Source organism: Rickettsia sp. MEAM1 (Bemisia tabaci) (genome assembly GCF_002285905.1).
In the GTDB taxonomy this organism is placed as follows: Bacteria; Pseudomonadota; Alphaproteobacteria; order Rickettsiales; family Rickettsiaceae; genus Rickettsia.
In genome coordinates, this window is sequence record NZ_CP016305.1 from 1174105 (window position 1) to 1190159 (window position 16055).

The window sequence follows — 16055 nt, forward strand, 5'->3', positions numbered from 1 at the left end:
AGCGGTAAAATCTAGGATAAATTGTTACTGCTATTCTATAAATCATTCCCTGTAATTGCTCAATACTTAATTTATACCTCCCTTAACTTGACGGTGCCGAACTTATTAATAAAGAGAAAAAGTTTCCAGAAACGCATTCTATAGTATTTATTTTGCATAAATCTTATTTAATAACTGTTCGTTATGTAGAGTTAACCTCTTTCAATGATTGTATTAATAAATTTGCTAAACAGTTGAATTATAAATATACAGCAGAGCATATGTTTTTTATGTTACTTCGTAATATGGTAACAGGCTTATCAAATGTTGTGCAATCTGTTAGTATGGATATTGATGATTATGGGCGTTTGATACTTGATAATAATTTAAATGATTTACGAATAGGTCATAAAAGAATATTGAAGAAAATAGGGCAGAAAGGGGATTTACTCTCAAAAAGTCGTGAATGTTTATTTTCGCTTACTATGGTTATTCAGTATATTTTAAAATCCCCGCAAATAAGTCAAAATAAAGCATCCAAAGATTTATTAGATACTTTGCTTCGTGATGTGGATTCAATAATTAATTTTTCACAATTTATATCTAGCGAGATCGCAAGAACCTTAGATGCAGCACTTGGTATGATTGCTATTGAGCAAAATAATATGGTTAAACTTTTCTCATTAGTGACTATATTTTTCTTGCCGCCTACTTTAATAGCCAGTATTTACGGCATGAATTTTACTATGATGCCTGAGCTTCAATCGCGTTATGGCTACCCTATAGCCTTGTTTTTAATGGTCATATCTATAGCCGTTACCTATAAATATTTTAAGAAGAAAAAGTGGTTGTGAAAAAATAATATTCGTGACCATTATAACGAGCATGTTAATTTGGTCATGACTATTATAACATGCTCGTTATAATAGTCAAACCAAACTCTCATATATTCGTTAAGTTAGTATGCCCATTTACTTGAGCGTTCATAACAAGCCCAAAGCCCATCAACATTGATGCCATCATTGTACCGCCATAAGAAATAAATGGTAGTGGTACTCCTACTACAGGTACTAATCCCATAACCATAGCCATATTGATAAATACATGACTAAATAGTGTGGCAGTTATACCTATGACCATTAATTTGCTAAAAACAGTGCGGCAATTGACGCCAATTAATAAGGAAAGAGTTATAAGTGAGAAATATAACACAAGTAAAAACATACCGCCTAAAAAGCCGAACTCTTCGGCAAAAGTGGCAAAAATAAAATCGGTTTGATGTTCAGGCAAGAAATCTAAATGACTTTGACTACCTTGATTTAACCCAAGACCAAAGAATCCTCCTGAGCCTATAGCGATTTTAGATTGTATAATATTATAGCTAGCACCTAGCGGATCACGCTCCGGATCTAAAAATACCATTACCCGTTTTTTCTGATAATCATACAACATATTCCAAGCGATAGGTAAGCTAACAAGAGCTGTAACTCCGAGTATTATAAAATATTTTATTCTAAAACCTACTGCAAAAAATATAATGCTGGAGACAATTAAGGTAATCATGCCTGTACCAAGATCCGGCTCTCTAATTATTAAAAAAGCTGGAACTAATACTCCTATAATTGGTATAATTACTTTATGAAGTTTACTAAGATCATCCACTGTTAGTGAGTGAAAATATCGGGCTAACATTAATACTATGGCAATTTTTATCGGCTCGGAAGGTTGCAGCTTTACTATCCCAATATCTATCCATCTTTTTCCGCCCATTGCTGTTGAGCCAAAAAGCTCTACGGCAACTAATAAAGCGAGTACACAGAAATAGAAAATATAAGATAATCTAAAGATAATCCGTAAATCAATTAAAGCAATGATTATAGCTATAGGCATGAATATACAAAAATTCACAATTTGTTTAAGTGCCCAAGGTTGCAGATTGCTATTTGCAGCAGAATAAAGAACAATAAACCCAATAGAACAAATTAGGCTAATGAGTAGGATTAAAGTAAGTGGTAGTCTTTTTATTTGTTCAAAATAGTTTTTATGCATCATTTCCTAGTATCAAAATATTATGTTCATACATAAAATAAGGTAAATTATAAAGTAATTTATGTATATCATAAATAATAATTTTGTTATCAACTAGTCCGAATTCAATCGATTTAGGGTATTTAGAATATAAAGATTCTATAATTTCATCTTTAAAATTATAATTTTTTGTATTTAATTTATATAAGATAGAAAAACCTGCTTTATTTAAAATAAAAGGACTAGCATTATTAGATAATAATTCTTCTATAAAAAAGAAATTATTTTTACATATTGCATAATGTAAAGCAGTATTACCTTTATTATCTTGGATATTAACATCAATACCATATTCAAACAAAGTTTTTAAAATGCTATGTTGCTTTTATAAAAAGAACCATTGATAGTGGTAAATTTAAGTTTATTTATTGTTTTAGCAAGATAATGTAGAACAGTAAAGCCAGTATTGTCTTGAATATTAACATTTACTTTTTCGATTTTAAGTATATAGCAAGTTATAAGAGGATTTAAATTTATTACTGCCCAATGTAAGGCAGTTTTCCTAGTCTCATCTTGTAGATTCGAATTAATTGCAATGGTTGTACCTTGTAATATTCTTATTAGAGCTAAATTATTATTAGCTCTAGCAGATAGTAACAAATCTTTACTAAGTTTATCGTCAAACATGTTTAACCTTATATAGTGTCATGCCATGGTGGTGGTGTGGATCGAATAAGCACCTTATATGTCATTCCTGCGTGAGGCTTGCCCGTGTGGATGAGTTGTCCAATTGTCATCCCGTGATTTATTCTATAGTATCGGAAAGTTATTATTCTATGTCATTCTTAGCAACGGCGGGAATCCAGAAAAATAAACATAAAAGCAGCAAGTTTTTAAAATTAAAAGCTCGATTTATCTCGCTTTATGCTGGATTCCCGCCTACGCGGGAATGACATATAAGACGTTTTCCGATCCACGCTGGTAAGCCTTACGCAGGAATGATATAAACATCACTAAACCCCTACATTAAACATCTTAAAAATAAATACTAACTCTTCAGCTGTTTCTTTAAGATAGTCGAAACGACCAGCAGAACCTTTATGCCCCGTATCCATATTTGTTTTTAACAATAAGAGGTTATTATCAGTTTTGTACTCACGTAATTTTGTTACCCATTTTGCTGGTTCCCAATATCCTACACGTGGGTCTGATATACCGCAAGTAACAAATATAGCAGGGTAGTTTTGTGCTTTAACGTTATCATAAGGCGAATAAGATTTGATATAGTCAAAATATTCTTTTTCCTTTGGGTTACCCCATTCATTATATTCTAAAAGAGTTAGCGGCAGAGTTTCATCAAGCATAGTATTAAGGACGTCGACAAAAGGCACGTGAGCGACGGCTACTTTATAGAGTTCTGGTTTCTCATTAAGAACATAGCCGATTAACATACCGCCAGCACTACCACCCATTATTACTATATTATTCGCACTTGTATATTTTTCTTGAATTAAAGTTTCTGAGCAAGCTATAAAATCTTCAAAAGTTCTTTTTTTATTTAAGAATTTAGCAGCCTTATACCAATCATGCCCAAGATCATCGCCACCTCTAATATGAGCAACTGCGTAAACAAAACCACGATCGCTAAGTGTTATTGCCATATTTCTAAAATTAACCGGTATTGCGATACCATAAGCTCCATAACCCATTAAAAATAAAGGATTTGAGCCATCTTTTTTGAATAAAGATTTTTTATAAAAGAGAGTGATAGGAACTTTAACACCCTCATTATCTGCAAATATTCGCTCTACTTTATACTCATCAGGATTAAAGCCAGATGGTATTTCCTGCTCTTTTAATATTGTTAGCTTATCGCTATCAAAATCATAGCTGTAAGTGGTGTTCGGTCTTGCAAGAGAAGAGTAGTTTAAGCGTATATCGTCTTCATCGAAATTAGTAGAATAGCCCTTTGCTTGGAAGCTTTCGTCAGGAAAGGAAACGACTTTCTCTAAAGAGTCACTAAATCTTTTTATTTTGACGAGCGGTAAGCCATTATCACGATAATTTAAAATAAGATAATTCTCTGTTATATCAAAATCTTTCAAATATTTATCTTGCTCTTCCTTAATATAATCATTATACCAATCATCATTTTGGAAGTTATCTACTGGAACTTTGACTATACGGAAGTTTTTAGCTTTATAATTAGTTTTGATATAAAAATAATCCCCATGATGAGCTACATCATAAAATATATGACTCTCTAAAGGTCGTACCAATTTTGGCATAAAACTCTCATCATGCATAGAAATTGTATAAATTTTATTTCCATTGTAATCACCTGAATTAATAAATAAATATTTGCGGCTACTAGATTTCTCACCGCTAACAAAATGAGCCGAGTTCTTTACTTCAAATATGAGTTTATCGTTTATTGCATCCTCGCCTAAACGATGAAACATTAATTTATCCCAGCGTTGATTCTCATTGATAGTAATATAGAAAAAGCCATTTAATTTCTCATGCCAAATTATAGTAGGAGCTACTTCTTTGACTATATCAGCTAAATATTTTTGTTCTTTGAGATCATATATTTTGATGTCATATTTTTCATTACCTATGAAATTAACACTATAAGCCATTAAATTTTGATCAGGTGACATTGCAACTTCATCAACATCAGTAAAGCCAGTATTTAAAAGATTAACGTCTAATATTATTTCTTCAGGAGCATTTATATTTTTATATTTTCGGCAATATATCGGATAGTTTTTATCTGCTTCTACTCGATGGTAATAGTAATAATCCTTTTTCTTAGTGTATGCGGATGTATCATCTAGCTTAATGCGTCCTTTTAATTCTTCAAAAATCTTTTCCTTATCATCTTGTAAATCAGTAAAAAAATGCTCGGTATATTTATTTTCAGCTTTTAAATAATCTAGGATTTTATCATCTTGTACATCTGGCCATTTGGGATCACGCAGCCAGTGATAATCGTCATTATTGTAGTTTTGTTTGTCGGCAATTGGTGGTTTCATATTTTTATAAGTGTTATAGGGTTGGAGCTTTGATGTCATTCCCGCGTAGGCGGGAATCCAGTCACTAAAAATTTTAAATGCGTTAAATTTCTTAAATTAAAAGCTCGATTTATCTCGCTTTATGCTGGATTCCCGCCTACGCGGGAATGACATTGAGTACTAAAATCAAGCTAATTAACATCAATACTATAATAAATATAGCAGTTTGACCATTAATGCCAAGTAGATATTTTACTTAAAGTATCTTGCCAGAAAGCTTTAAAATTGAAATATTCATCTTCCTCTATTTCATCACTTTTTGCTTCTTTATATTTGGTGATACAGAAGTAAATAATTTTTTGTATATAGCGGTATAAATCAAGGTTAATATTTTTTGTTAAAATACGTGGTGATAAGCGGAGTAGCAAAGCTAAGAATAGTGCAATTAAGATAATTGATAAGCTATTACTTACACCAGAAATTTGAACAGGATAAAATGCACATATTGCTAAGGTTATAAGGCAAGAAGAGAGGTATAATAAATAAACTGGCGTCATTGCGAGGAAAAACTGTAAGTTTTGACGAAGCAATCTCAGGATAATAAAATGAGATTGCCACGCTCCTTGTAGTCGCTCGCAATGACGTGTTACCTCTTTATTACTCACTTGCAATAATGCTAACACCCCCTCAAAAACCAAGCTAAATAATATAGTGCAGGTTACTATTTTAAAGAAAATCATAATGTAGTTTTCGTTTAAAGCATTTGCTAGTTCTAATTTTATATAAGAAGAATTAATTGGAAGTATGGAGCTATATATTAATATGGTAAGTATAAATCCAATTAATAAAATAGGATTGTATTTGGCAGTTTTAAGGTTTTGATAATTTTTAATATCGTTTGAATCTTCTATAATAGCAAAATATAAAGCAAATACCCCGTTATATAATATATGCATAAATATAAAAATCGGAATAAGATATAATATTCTAGGAGAATTTACTCCTATAGCTGCTAAAATAAAACCAAGCTGTGAAACGGTGAGGTAGCATATTAGTCTTCTAAGGTTTTTTTCTATTAAAGCAAATATTAAACCATAAATGATCATAGCAAGACCAAAAAATTTAAGTATTTCAAGACCGCTAAATAACTTAAATATTGTGATTAATGCAATTTTAGTAGTGAAGCTAAGTAGGTAAATCATACCGCTACTTGAAGCTTTAGGATAACAATTAACTACCCATCCATTGAAGAAAATAATTGAAGCGTTTATTAGGCAGCCCGCAAGTATTAATATTGCCGGTAATTCAGAATTATATATCGCTGTTGTCAACGGAATGAAAGCTGTATTCGCTGTTTCGTTAATTAATAAGCTCATTCCAATTAGAATCAACCCGCTACTAAATAAGTGGGTTAGGAAATATTGCCTAGTATGTTTTACACTACGACTTCCTATAAAAATAATTATGCAGGCAAAAATTGTCATAAATTCTAACGAAATTATCATAGAGATAAAATCGCCTGAAAATAAGCAGATGAGAGATGAAAGGCAATATAAACTACCGATTAAACTTTCAAGTTTTCTATTTTGAGAAATCGCATATAAATTTGCAATAGCGGTAATTAGTAAAAATGCTACCGCTATTAATTGGTTTTGCGTGCTAAAGTCAAATATCAGCTCAAAATTAGCAAGGAAAAATGATAATTTAGTGTTTTGAAACATTTTAATCTTTAAGCGAAACTGTTAATACTTCTAGTCCAGGAATTCTTTTAAAGTCTTTTGTATTTAGGGTAAGAATAGGGTAATTATGAGTTATTGCTGTCGCTGCAATTAATAAATCATGAACACCAATAGTTATGCGTTCTTTATATAAATTATCTATAATTTTTGCATATACATATGCTTCTTCAATACCGAAAGGTAGTAGAGTAAATAAGCTTTTTACATATTCTATAAAAGTTAAACATTGTCCACGCTTATTTTCATCTTTAACTCTATCTATTCCTATTAATAGTTCAGTTAACACAATAGGGTTAATATAAGCTTGATCATAATTTGACCATGCTTTAGTACTAATTTTTCCTCTTTCTAAAGCTATAATTATAGAGGTATCAACAATTAATCCCATTTACGATACAACTCCTCAATGTTTATTCTAGTACTACGTCTTACATCATCAACATCTTTCATAAATTGTTCAGCATCCTCAGGGTCGAGATGTGGACCATTTTTAAAAAGTTCATCTAAATTTTTTACTTTCACAGAAGATTTATTTTCGACAGGTGTAATTTGTGCCACGATATTATTACCTTTTTGAATATCGAAGCTTTCGCCTTTATAATAAACACGGTTAATAATATCGGAAAATGAACGAACAGCTTCTGTTGCCTTAACTATCTGTGCCATATCTATATCCTAATAAAATTATCATACTTTATGTATTATACTATTTTATGTAATGTATGTAAATATAGTTGTTTAACAGTGTCATACCGTGGCTTGGGAACTAGATCCAACATAAAGCGAGAGGAATCGAGCTTTTTTTATTTGTATATTTTTACTGGATGCCGTGATCAAGTCACGGCATGACACCCGAGGTGATCTAATCACTAAAGCTTTGGTTGATATTTTTCCTAGCACTTCTTATATCTTTTAAGCGTTCATGGACTTTTTCGAAGACTTGTTTAGGAAGAATAGAAGTATTGATTTGTAAAAATTCGTCATCTTTTAGCTTGATAGAGAAAGAGGGTTCTTGAAATTCTGGACCATCGATTTCTCTAGCAATTTTTATATAATAACCGATAATATTGCTGTTATAATAATCGCTTTTACTGATCATTTTTTTAGCTATCTTATTAATATTCATATCAGTTTTAGCAGTATAAGTAACAGTTAGTGCGATACCTAGCATAAGCCGTTGTCTATGACTAAAGGGAATATCTGAAGATAGAATAAATTCTGAAACGAAATTAGCTCTGAGTGTTTTATCGATATTTTTGTTATACTGAGCAAGCATTATAGCTAGCTCGACTGTTATTAGAGTAGTATCATCTGGATTAATGAGAAGATATTTTACAGCTTCAATATATTGATCGATTTTACATATATTTCTATCAAATTTTACTAATCTCTTAACTCGCTCATAAATAATATCTTTTTCTTTTTCATTATCCGGTAGTGCATCAAATCTCACCCCTTCTTTTAAGCCATAATTTGAGATGATAATTTTTTCTGGATAAAATACTTTAATCATCGCCTTTATTACTAAAACAGCGTTATAATTAATCGCTTTTTGTTCATAATAGCTAAGCTTTAACTTATCGATTTGTGATAATTTTTCCAAATATAACTCAAATTCTACACGACTTATTTCAAAGTTATGTAAATTTTTAAGAGGGTAATTAATAGACTCCATATATATTCGGCTCATTAAACGTAATGCACCACCGATTAAATATAGGTTAGGATAATGCTCAAGACCAAATTCTTTTTCAATTAATTCTGTAATAAGCCCAAGATTATCAAAATTATTATTAGCAATAATCCGTGTGCCAAGCGGTAGCGATTTTAACTTACCAACTTTTTTATCCGCAATTTGTGCAAGCTCTAAGCTGCCGCCACCAAGATCAGCTACAATACCGGAAGCATCGCTAATTCCTGAAATTAAACCAGCAGCGGTTAAATAAGCTTCATGTTCACCTGAGATAATCTCAACTTCAATATTGAATTTCTTTTCGATTATTGCTTTAAATTCTTCTGCTTTTGGGTGTCCCCTGAGTATAGCAGTTGCGACGCATCTGATATTAGTAACAGAAAGCTTAGTAAAAATATGAGTGAGATATTGTAAAGATAAATATGTTTGATGTTTTATGTCTAAATTATCTAAATTAAGTAGATTAGTTAGATAATTTTTGAATTTATAATTAAAAATTTCAGGAGCTCCAAGCTCATCGGTTTCATAAACTACAGCTCTTAAAGCATTTGAACCGATATCAATAATAGCTGAACGCATCTTCGTATATACTTCTTTTCTTGTAAGAGTAGAATTATACTCAAATCATTTGGGTATATATTACTCACTATTTTCTGGAGCAACAGTAGCCTCTTATGTCTCATTAGAAGTTTCATTATTATTTGCTCGCGGATCAAAAGGTACTTGAGTAGGTACAAAAGTCGGCGGTAATAATCTACTAGTAAAAAACTTATCCTCAAAATATTTAATCTTACGAGATTTTATCGGAGGAAAAGACTCTATTAAAACAATCTGCTCGTCTCTTGGTAACTGTATTACTTCTTGAGGTAAAAGTAAAGCCCTTTGAACTTGAGAAACATTTTGTGTTCTAGTAGAAATATTAAGGTCAAAAAATATAGGTTTGCTGAATGATCTTTGTTCTACAGTTTTATTACCTACTAATTGTGATATTAAATTTGCGGTTTCATAGTTATTTGCAGCAAAGGTAATACGATATGTTGAGTTAGATAAGAAAGAGTTCATACCCGCATCTTCATATGTTCCTTTTAGCTGCTGTGTATCTTGAATAATTAAGAATAAACGAACTCTATATCCCCTGAAATAAGCAATACCTGTTTTGAACGTATCCATCTTACCAAGCGTTGGGAACTCATCAAGTAAGAACATCACGCCATAAGGTTCTTCTTTTAAATCAGGCATTTTTCGACTTAAAAACTCTGTAGCTTGCTGATAAAATACCTGCATTAATTTCTGCAAACGTTGTATATTGTCAGGAGTAAGACCTACATATACAGTTGTTTTTATTTTCTTGAATTCTTGCACGTTAAAGTCAGAAGAAGCAGTAGCAGAGTCAATTAATGGGTTTGCCCATAACTCAAGTGATGAGTTCATGGTTGATATAACACCTGAACGCTCTTTATCGGCTTTTTGTAGGAAAGCTGCAATATTCATATATGCAACAGGGTGAATTATCCCGCCTAAAGTATCAAGCACGACCGCTAGATTATATACCACATCGTCACTTCTCATGGTACGCACTACTTCACCAAAGGATTTGGTTTTAACAGGATCGGCTATTAAATATAAGGTTACGCCCAAGAATAAGCTTCGTGCTTCATTATTCCAGAAATCCTTTTCAGGCATGATAAGGTTTGAAATTTTTTGTACGTCATCAACCATTTGCCCAGGCTTAGTACTAACCCAGTCAATCGGATTATAGCAGTGAGTAATACCATCTGGGTTAGATGGCTCCCATACAAAGACTTTCTGACCTTGTTTCTCACGCCAACCGCTCGTTAAGCCATGGTTTTCAAGTTTTATATCATGAACGACTACGGAATCAGACCAAAATAATAGGTTAGGTATAACAAAACCCACACCTTTACCAGAACCAGTAGGAGCAAATAATAAGGCGTGTTGGAATCCATCAGCAACAAAATAACCACCACTATCAACTCCGATTAGCATACCTTTTTTAGCTCTAAGACCAGCCGATTCAACATCTGCAGGACTTGCCCACCTAGCATCACCATAGACTTTTTCAGGTTGCTCAAAAAATTGTAGCGATTTGATTCTCTCAAAGTTTTTAATGTAAAATATTATAACGACAAGAGCAGGACCAAGAAGTGAAGCAAGTAGCTTTAATTTTAAATAGTTATAATCAGAGATTTTTAATTGTCCCCAAACGCTAACAAGCCAATAAGCCCATTTGTAAGCAATATTTATAGCAGTTACATCTACTCCAAGAGTCCCAATTTCATTGGTAAAGATTGCAACAAATGCACCACTTATCCATAAGGTACTAAAAATAACAACCGGATAAATTATAGCATGACCGAATATATTTCTAGTGACTTTGAGTATGTTATGCCATTCCATTTAGTAATCCTGTCTTTCTATATCATTTCTACATTGTCATCCCGTGGCGGGGCCACGGGATGACACTATAGTCTACACCATTCCTTCGGCGTTTTTATTCTTTTTATAATATACTTCCGATACATATCTTTTACCGCCACTGCCACGTTTTAATTGTACTACAATATCTACAACTGTTAAAATATATTTTTTTACTTCTTCAGGTGGCATACCAAGATCAGCTTGCATAACCATCAATTTTAGTTGTTCAATTGCCATAGCAGGACTATCAGCGTGAAGTGTAGATATAGAACCTGGGTGACCAGTATTAATAGCTCGCAAGAAACTAAAAGCTTCTTTACCTCGAAGCTCACCAACTATAATTCTATCAGGTCTTAAACGCAAACACGCTTCTATTAGATCTTGAGTAGTAACGTTTGCTCGTCCTTGCCCGCCTTTAGAAGCAAGCAAATGAACTCTATTAGGGTGACTAGATAATACAACTTCACGAGCATCTTCTACTGTAATTAATCTTTCCAATTGAGGTATTTCAGTAAGTGCTGCATTAGTGAAAGTAGTTTTACCTGTTGAAGTACCGCCGCTAATTATAATATTCTTCTTTGAAATAACTGCATGTTTGATGAATTCTTTTATCTTTTTTTCAGCTAAATATCCGTTTAGAATTATTTCATCTTGGTCTACTAAACTTTCTGTTGCAGTTTCATCAAAAGCTCCCATTTTAGCATATTCATCTAGAGTTAGATTCATACCGCTTGGCTTTCTTATAGAATAAATGATTTGTCCTATTTCACAAGCAGGTGGAAATACTATTTGAATACGATAACCATTTGGAAGTGTTGCTGAAAGTAAAGGTTTTTCCTCTGAAATCATTTGTTCAGTAGATTGAGCAACTAAACGTCCAAGCGAAAGTAAATGTTCCGCGTCAAGCTCTGGTAATTGTTTAGAATATATATCGCCTTTTTTCTCAACCCATGCTTCTCCAGGTTTATTAACCATAATCTCGTTAATACCATCTTCAGCAAATAATTCTTTAAACGGTAATAAAAATGTCTCTAAGGCAGCAAATGCATCACTCATTTTACTACCTTTGATTTTGTTAAAACAGTAGCAGGGAATTTATAATCCTTATTAACGTATATCTTAATCGGAGTACCTTGATTAATCGTTGTAGTAGGTTTAAATTGCTGCTGAGTTATCATATTTTGTACAGTATTAGTAATATCTGTAAAAGCTTGCGTAGAAGCTTGTTGTGCCTGAGTTGGATTTGATGCTATAGAAGTACTAGTAAGCAAGCTTAAAGCAGCTGTATTAACCGCTTGTACTAATGTAGCTAGCATTTGTTCAGGGGTATTTGCCGAAGAAGCATCTTGGGCGGTTGTACAGGCTTGTGTCATTGTAGTATATGCAGTAGATGTTTTATCAGTAATAGCAGCTAAAACATTTGTACAAATTGTAACTATTCTTATATTTGGATCCAAACTAGTATTTTGGGAAATTGTTTGAGTAGTATTTAATAACTGAGTAGCAATAGCACTATTAGTAGCAGCAGCTTGTGAGTTTATAGGCGGAGGTACTAATTTATCAAGAACTTTAGCAATTCCTATATTGAAAGCAGACTGTAATACTGAGTTAGCAAACTGCTCCTTATATTTATTATCTACTCTTCCTTGTATCCCTGGTCTTCCTAAGTTATCGACTGCGGGCGAATCAAATGCTATAGTATAACCATTAGTTAAGTCTATTCTATCCCATATTACAGAAACTCTGCCATAGCTATCTGATGAAGTTGAAGTTGCATATTTACCAAATACTTTCGATCCTTTTGGTATTAATATTATCTTATCTTTCTCAGAATATACATCTCTACTAATAATAGCTCTTATTTCACCACCAAGATCGCTATTTATGGCTGTTTCAAGTACTGCCTCAATTAATTTACCACGCCCTAAGATTAAAGACATGTCACCACGATCTTTAAATACTGCATCCGCAGCAACTTGTTCTGCTGTTTTCTTAGGTTCTACGCCGCTAACTAGCACAATAGATGATGTTCTTTTTGCTTGTTTACGCTTCTTTTCCTCATCACTTTCAACTAAAGGTCCGTTTGTTGAAGGTAACGAAATAGGCGGAGCTAGAAGTGTTTTTGACTTATCCGTTTCTACTGGGGTAGTTGGAGGTAAAACTGGTGGTACTTCCACTACCGGAGGGGTAGGTGGAGGTGTCGGTGTCTCAAGCTTTGGTGGATCTGGTAATTTAGGTATTTCAGGTACGTTATCTGAATTATCTTCAACAGGTTTAACAATATTGCTAGGTATATTAGTATTTTGAATTTCTTCTTTTTTAGGAGCAAAGAAAAGGGAATAAAAAATATATATAAGAATACCGCAAATTACAACTACGATAGCGATACTTTTATTAAAACTCACTGAAACTTTTGATAATTCTTTTTGAACTTCAGGTGTATCCGCTCCTGATAAAGAACTGTTATTGTTTTGCTCTTCGGCCATATTTAAATTATATATTAGTTAAAGCATTATTGTTTATTGTTACGTTATTCCCACTCCCAATGTCATTCCCGCGTAGGCGGGAATCCAGCATAAAGCGAGATAAATCGAGCTTTTTATTTTAAGATTTTAGTATACTTGTATTTTTTATTACTGGATTCCCGCCTACGCGGGAATGACATTATAACAAGCCACGGAATGACACTAATATCTTGCCATGTAATTATTGCTTGTTCTATTCTTAGAATAGTCAAATTTAATTACATATACTAACTCTTTCTCATGCCCTTCCATTAACTCAACAGAAGAAATATCAAATTCATATGTTCTTTTATTAGTTATGATAGTCATGTTAGTACGAATATATTTTTCAAGAGGTTTTATAAATAAACGATTGCCAATAGGAGTTAGTTTCCACGCATAGGCGTCTCCAAGGATGATATTTTGAACTTCTTCATTTTTAGCAAATTCTATATGTGCTTGAAAACCGAAATGCAGTGTTAATAAATAAACTTCATTAGGATTATATATATATGTTTGTATCCTATTATCCCTAGTTATAGATAAATCATCCAAATAATTATTACTGATATTACTACATGGATCATTTTCTAAAAGTGGACAGTCAGCATTAGCTATTAAGCCACTTAAGTATATAAAAATTAAAAAACAAAATCTAACTATTATCATCGTCTACCCTATATCCGTTAACTTGAAATCCTACAGGATTTATATCAAGTTCTGAATCTGTTAATTGCATTGGTACGTAAGCATAACTTACTACTGCTATTTTATTATAAACTGTTTGATTTCCTGTTGCTTCATTTACGGAAAACCTAACTATATATTTGTCTGAGGCAATTTTTGACCATGACTTTACTACTAAATAAGTCGTATTATTTTCCTGATACTTTAAACTTGGATCATTGTTTTTATCTCTTATATACCCAAGATAGCCATAAAAAACATTACTCGTTGAAAGTAATCTTATAGTAGTGCGTGCCAAGGTAGTGAAATCAACAAAATTATATGTTTCTCTTGCATTTATATATTTTTTTATAAAATATCTTGTAAGAGATTCATCTGCGGTAAGCACTGGTGATGAAATAGGCTTTACTACTGATGCACGACCAGTAGTATTATCAAGTTGAATGACAAAAGGATCAAACTGTTTAGATTTTACTACAAAAGCTATTACTAAAGTAGATATTACCATAAAAATTGATAATATTATCAGTAATATTATTAACAAGTTACGTTGAACAATCAGCTTATCAGCACGTTCTTCATACCAATTTTGAGTTATCTTTAGCAGATTTGCTTGGTTTTGCTCGCTCTTTGCATCATTTTGTGCTTTATCACTTGATTTAAAGAAGCCGAATATATTATCTAACATACTTCTATTGTTATATTAAACAGTTACTAGCGAAATAAGTGTCATTGATATATTTATGCTATATCTATTATAGAATTAACCGGTCTTCTTACACAAGGATTCATACTTAACTCTGCTTCATCATTAATTTCAGCTGCAACACACGGGCTTTTAATTTCGTAAGGTGCTGAGGGTGTACATGATAATAATTGTGAAAGCATAATTAATAATACCCCAAACTTGAATAATTTTAACATCTTAAATATATAATAGTGGTTTATTTTATTACTTGTTTAAATTAGCTTAGTATATAATTGTTCACAAGCATTTTTTACAAAAATTTATTTTAAGTATAAAAAAATATTAAAAAGATTGTAAACAGTGTTATATAACAATAATATTGATACAATATTATTACCATCAATAATTATTATTGTATAATTTAAATTTATAAATTATTTATTTTAATTTTAAAATTAAGTAGTATTTTGGTATTGTAGCAACAATATAAAGTTATTTTATAACTTAAATAATCTTAAATTAACAAATGATAATTATATTAAAATAATTATGCTAAGGTTATGGGGATAAAAATACTCATCAATTACTAAATAATTATGGATCCAGTACTTAGTGCCGTACAAGAATATGTTAAATCCGGCGAATATTTTAGTGATGCAAGAAAATGGTACAGCTTTAAATATGTAGTGCCGTTAAGTAGTAGGTCTCTTTTACTTTTAGCATGTGCAACATTTACGTTATTACTTACTATTATTTGTATAAATATTGATGTATTATTACCTATAAAAGAAAAAATAAGTTACTTGATAAAATCTAGTACCGAAACTAACACTAAAGAATCTACATTGCGTGATCCTTATGGTTCTGTTGCTAATATTATGCTCAAAAATTATGTGCTACAGCGAGAAGAATATAATTATGATTTATTAAAACAACAATTTGTCTTTATTAAAAATAGTTCTACAAGTATTGTTTATATGCAATTTGCTAATTTTATGAATATTGATAATCCACTATCACCGGTTATGCGATATCAAAAATTATATAGGCGTTCAATTAGTATAACATCAATTCAGAATATAAATAATAATGAAGTAGTTGTTACTTTTGAGTCATTAGCTAAAAATAGTGCAGGGGAAGTTTTAGAAAATATGTTATGGGAAGCAAAAATAGGTTATATAATGGATTTTATCAGTGCAAATCTTCCGCCTAATGCTCCATTTAATTTTACTGTTACCAGTTATAAGCTAAAATTATTAAAAGATAAAAACCAGAAATAAT

General features: G+C 31.8%; 13 protein-coding genes and 3 pseudogenes. 3 read left to right on the plus strand and 13 right to left on the minus strand.

What is annotated here, in order from left to right; genetic code table 11:
* Positions 1-21 precede the first annotated feature (21 nt).
* A complete protein-coding gene (locus tag BA173_RS08855) occupies positions 22-144 on the plus strand; it encodes a hypothetical protein (protein ID WP_257789546.1) in 123 nt (40 codons plus the stop codon).
* Positions 99-833, plus strand: a pseudogene (locus tag BA173_RS06435) (CorA family divalent cation transporter); the annotation flags it as partial. The gene BA173_RS08855 and the pseudogene BA173_RS06435, both read left to right, overlap by 46 nt.
* An 88-nt stretch (positions 834-921) precedes the next feature.
* Here BA173_RS06435 and rodA read toward each other — a convergent pair.
* The 13 genes and pseudogenes from rodA to BA173_RS06505 form a co-directional block, all read right to left on the minus strand.
* A complete protein-coding gene (gene rodA / locus BA173_RS06440; RefSeq protein ID WP_016948032.1) occupies positions 922-2028 on the minus strand; it encodes a rod shape-determining protein RodA in 1107 nt (368 codons plus the stop codon).
* Positions 2021-2694 (minus strand): annotated as a pseudogene (locus tag BA173_RS06445) (ankyrin repeat domain-containing protein). Before BA173_RS06445 ends, rodA begins: the two are co-directional and overlap by 8 nt.
* Positions 2695-3020: 326 nt before the next feature.
* Complete coding sequence (locus tag BA173_RS06450) at positions 3021-5045, minus strand: S9 family peptidase (protein ID WP_016948035.1); 2025 nt, start codon at positions 5043-5045, stop codon at positions 3021-3023.
* A gap of 136 nt (positions 5046-5181) precedes the next feature.
* A pseudogene (locus tag BA173_RS06455) lies at positions 5182-6745 on the minus strand (proton-conducting transporter membrane subunit).
* Position 6746: 1 nt separating this feature from the next.
* On the minus strand, positions 6747-7151 hold the full coding sequence (gene vapC, locus BA173_RS06460) for a ribonuclease VapC (protein ID WP_016948037.1): 405 nt from the start codon (positions 7149-7151) through the stop codon (positions 6747-6749).
* Positions 7142-7429 carry a type II toxin-antitoxin system antitoxin VapB gene (gene vapB / locus BA173_RS06465; RefSeq protein ID WP_011477679.1) on the minus strand — a complete coding sequence of 96 codons (288 nt, stop codon included), beginning with the start codon at positions 7427-7429 and terminating at the stop codon, positions 7142-7144. Before vapB ends, vapC begins: the two co-directional genes overlap by 10 nt.
* A 196-nt stretch (positions 7430-7625) precedes the next feature.
* Positions 7626-9035, minus strand: coding sequence for a Ppx/GppA phosphatase family protein (locus BA173_RS06475; protein WP_016948038.1), 1410 nt, complete (start codon positions 9033-9035; stop codon positions 7626-7628).
* 93 nt (positions 9036-9128) lie between these two features.
* Positions 9129-10874 (minus strand): type IV secretory system conjugative DNA transfer family protein, encoded by a 1746-nt coding sequence (locus BA173_RS06480; protein WP_016948039.1) that lies wholly within the window; start codon positions 10872-10874, stop codon positions 9129-9131.
* Positions 10875-10946: 72 nt separating this feature from the next.
* On the minus strand, positions 10947-11951 hold the full coding sequence (gene virB11 / locus BA173_RS06485) for a P-type DNA transfer ATPase VirB11 (RefSeq protein ID WP_012151688.1): 1005 nt from the start codon (positions 11949-11951) through the stop codon (positions 10947-10949).
* Positions 11948-13381: a TrbI/VirB10 family protein gene (locus tag BA173_RS06490; protein ID WP_068041226.1), complete on the minus strand. Its 1434-nt coding sequence runs from the start codon at positions 13379-13381 to the stop codon at positions 11948-11950. Before BA173_RS06490 ends, virB11 begins: the two co-directional genes overlap by 4 nt.
* 201 nt (positions 13382-13582) lie before the next feature.
* Entirely contained in the window at positions 13583-14068 is a 486-nt protein-coding gene (locus tag BA173_RS06495) for a TrbG/VirB9 family P-type conjugative transfer protein (RefSeq protein ID WP_011477674.1), read from the minus strand.
* Positions 14055-14774 (minus strand): virB8 family protein, encoded by a 720-nt coding sequence (locus BA173_RS06500; RefSeq protein ID WP_016948042.1) that lies wholly within the window; start codon positions 14772-14774, stop codon positions 14055-14057. Before BA173_RS06500 ends, BA173_RS06495 begins: the two co-directional genes overlap by 14 nt.
* A gap of 53 nt (positions 14775-14827) precedes the next feature.
* Positions 14828-15010 (minus strand): DUF2706 domain-containing protein, encoded by a 183-nt coding sequence (locus tag BA173_RS06505; protein WP_016948043.1) that lies wholly within the window; start codon positions 15008-15010, stop codon positions 14828-14830.
* A gap of 360 nt (positions 15011-15370) precedes the next feature.
* On the opposite strand from BA173_RS06505, the gene BA173_RS06510 reads away from it, so the two are divergent.
* A complete protein-coding gene (locus tag BA173_RS06510) occupies positions 15371-16054 on the plus strand; it encodes a VirB8/TrbF family protein (protein ID WP_016948044.1) in 684 nt (227 codons plus the stop codon).
* Position 16055: the final 1 nt, after the last annotated feature.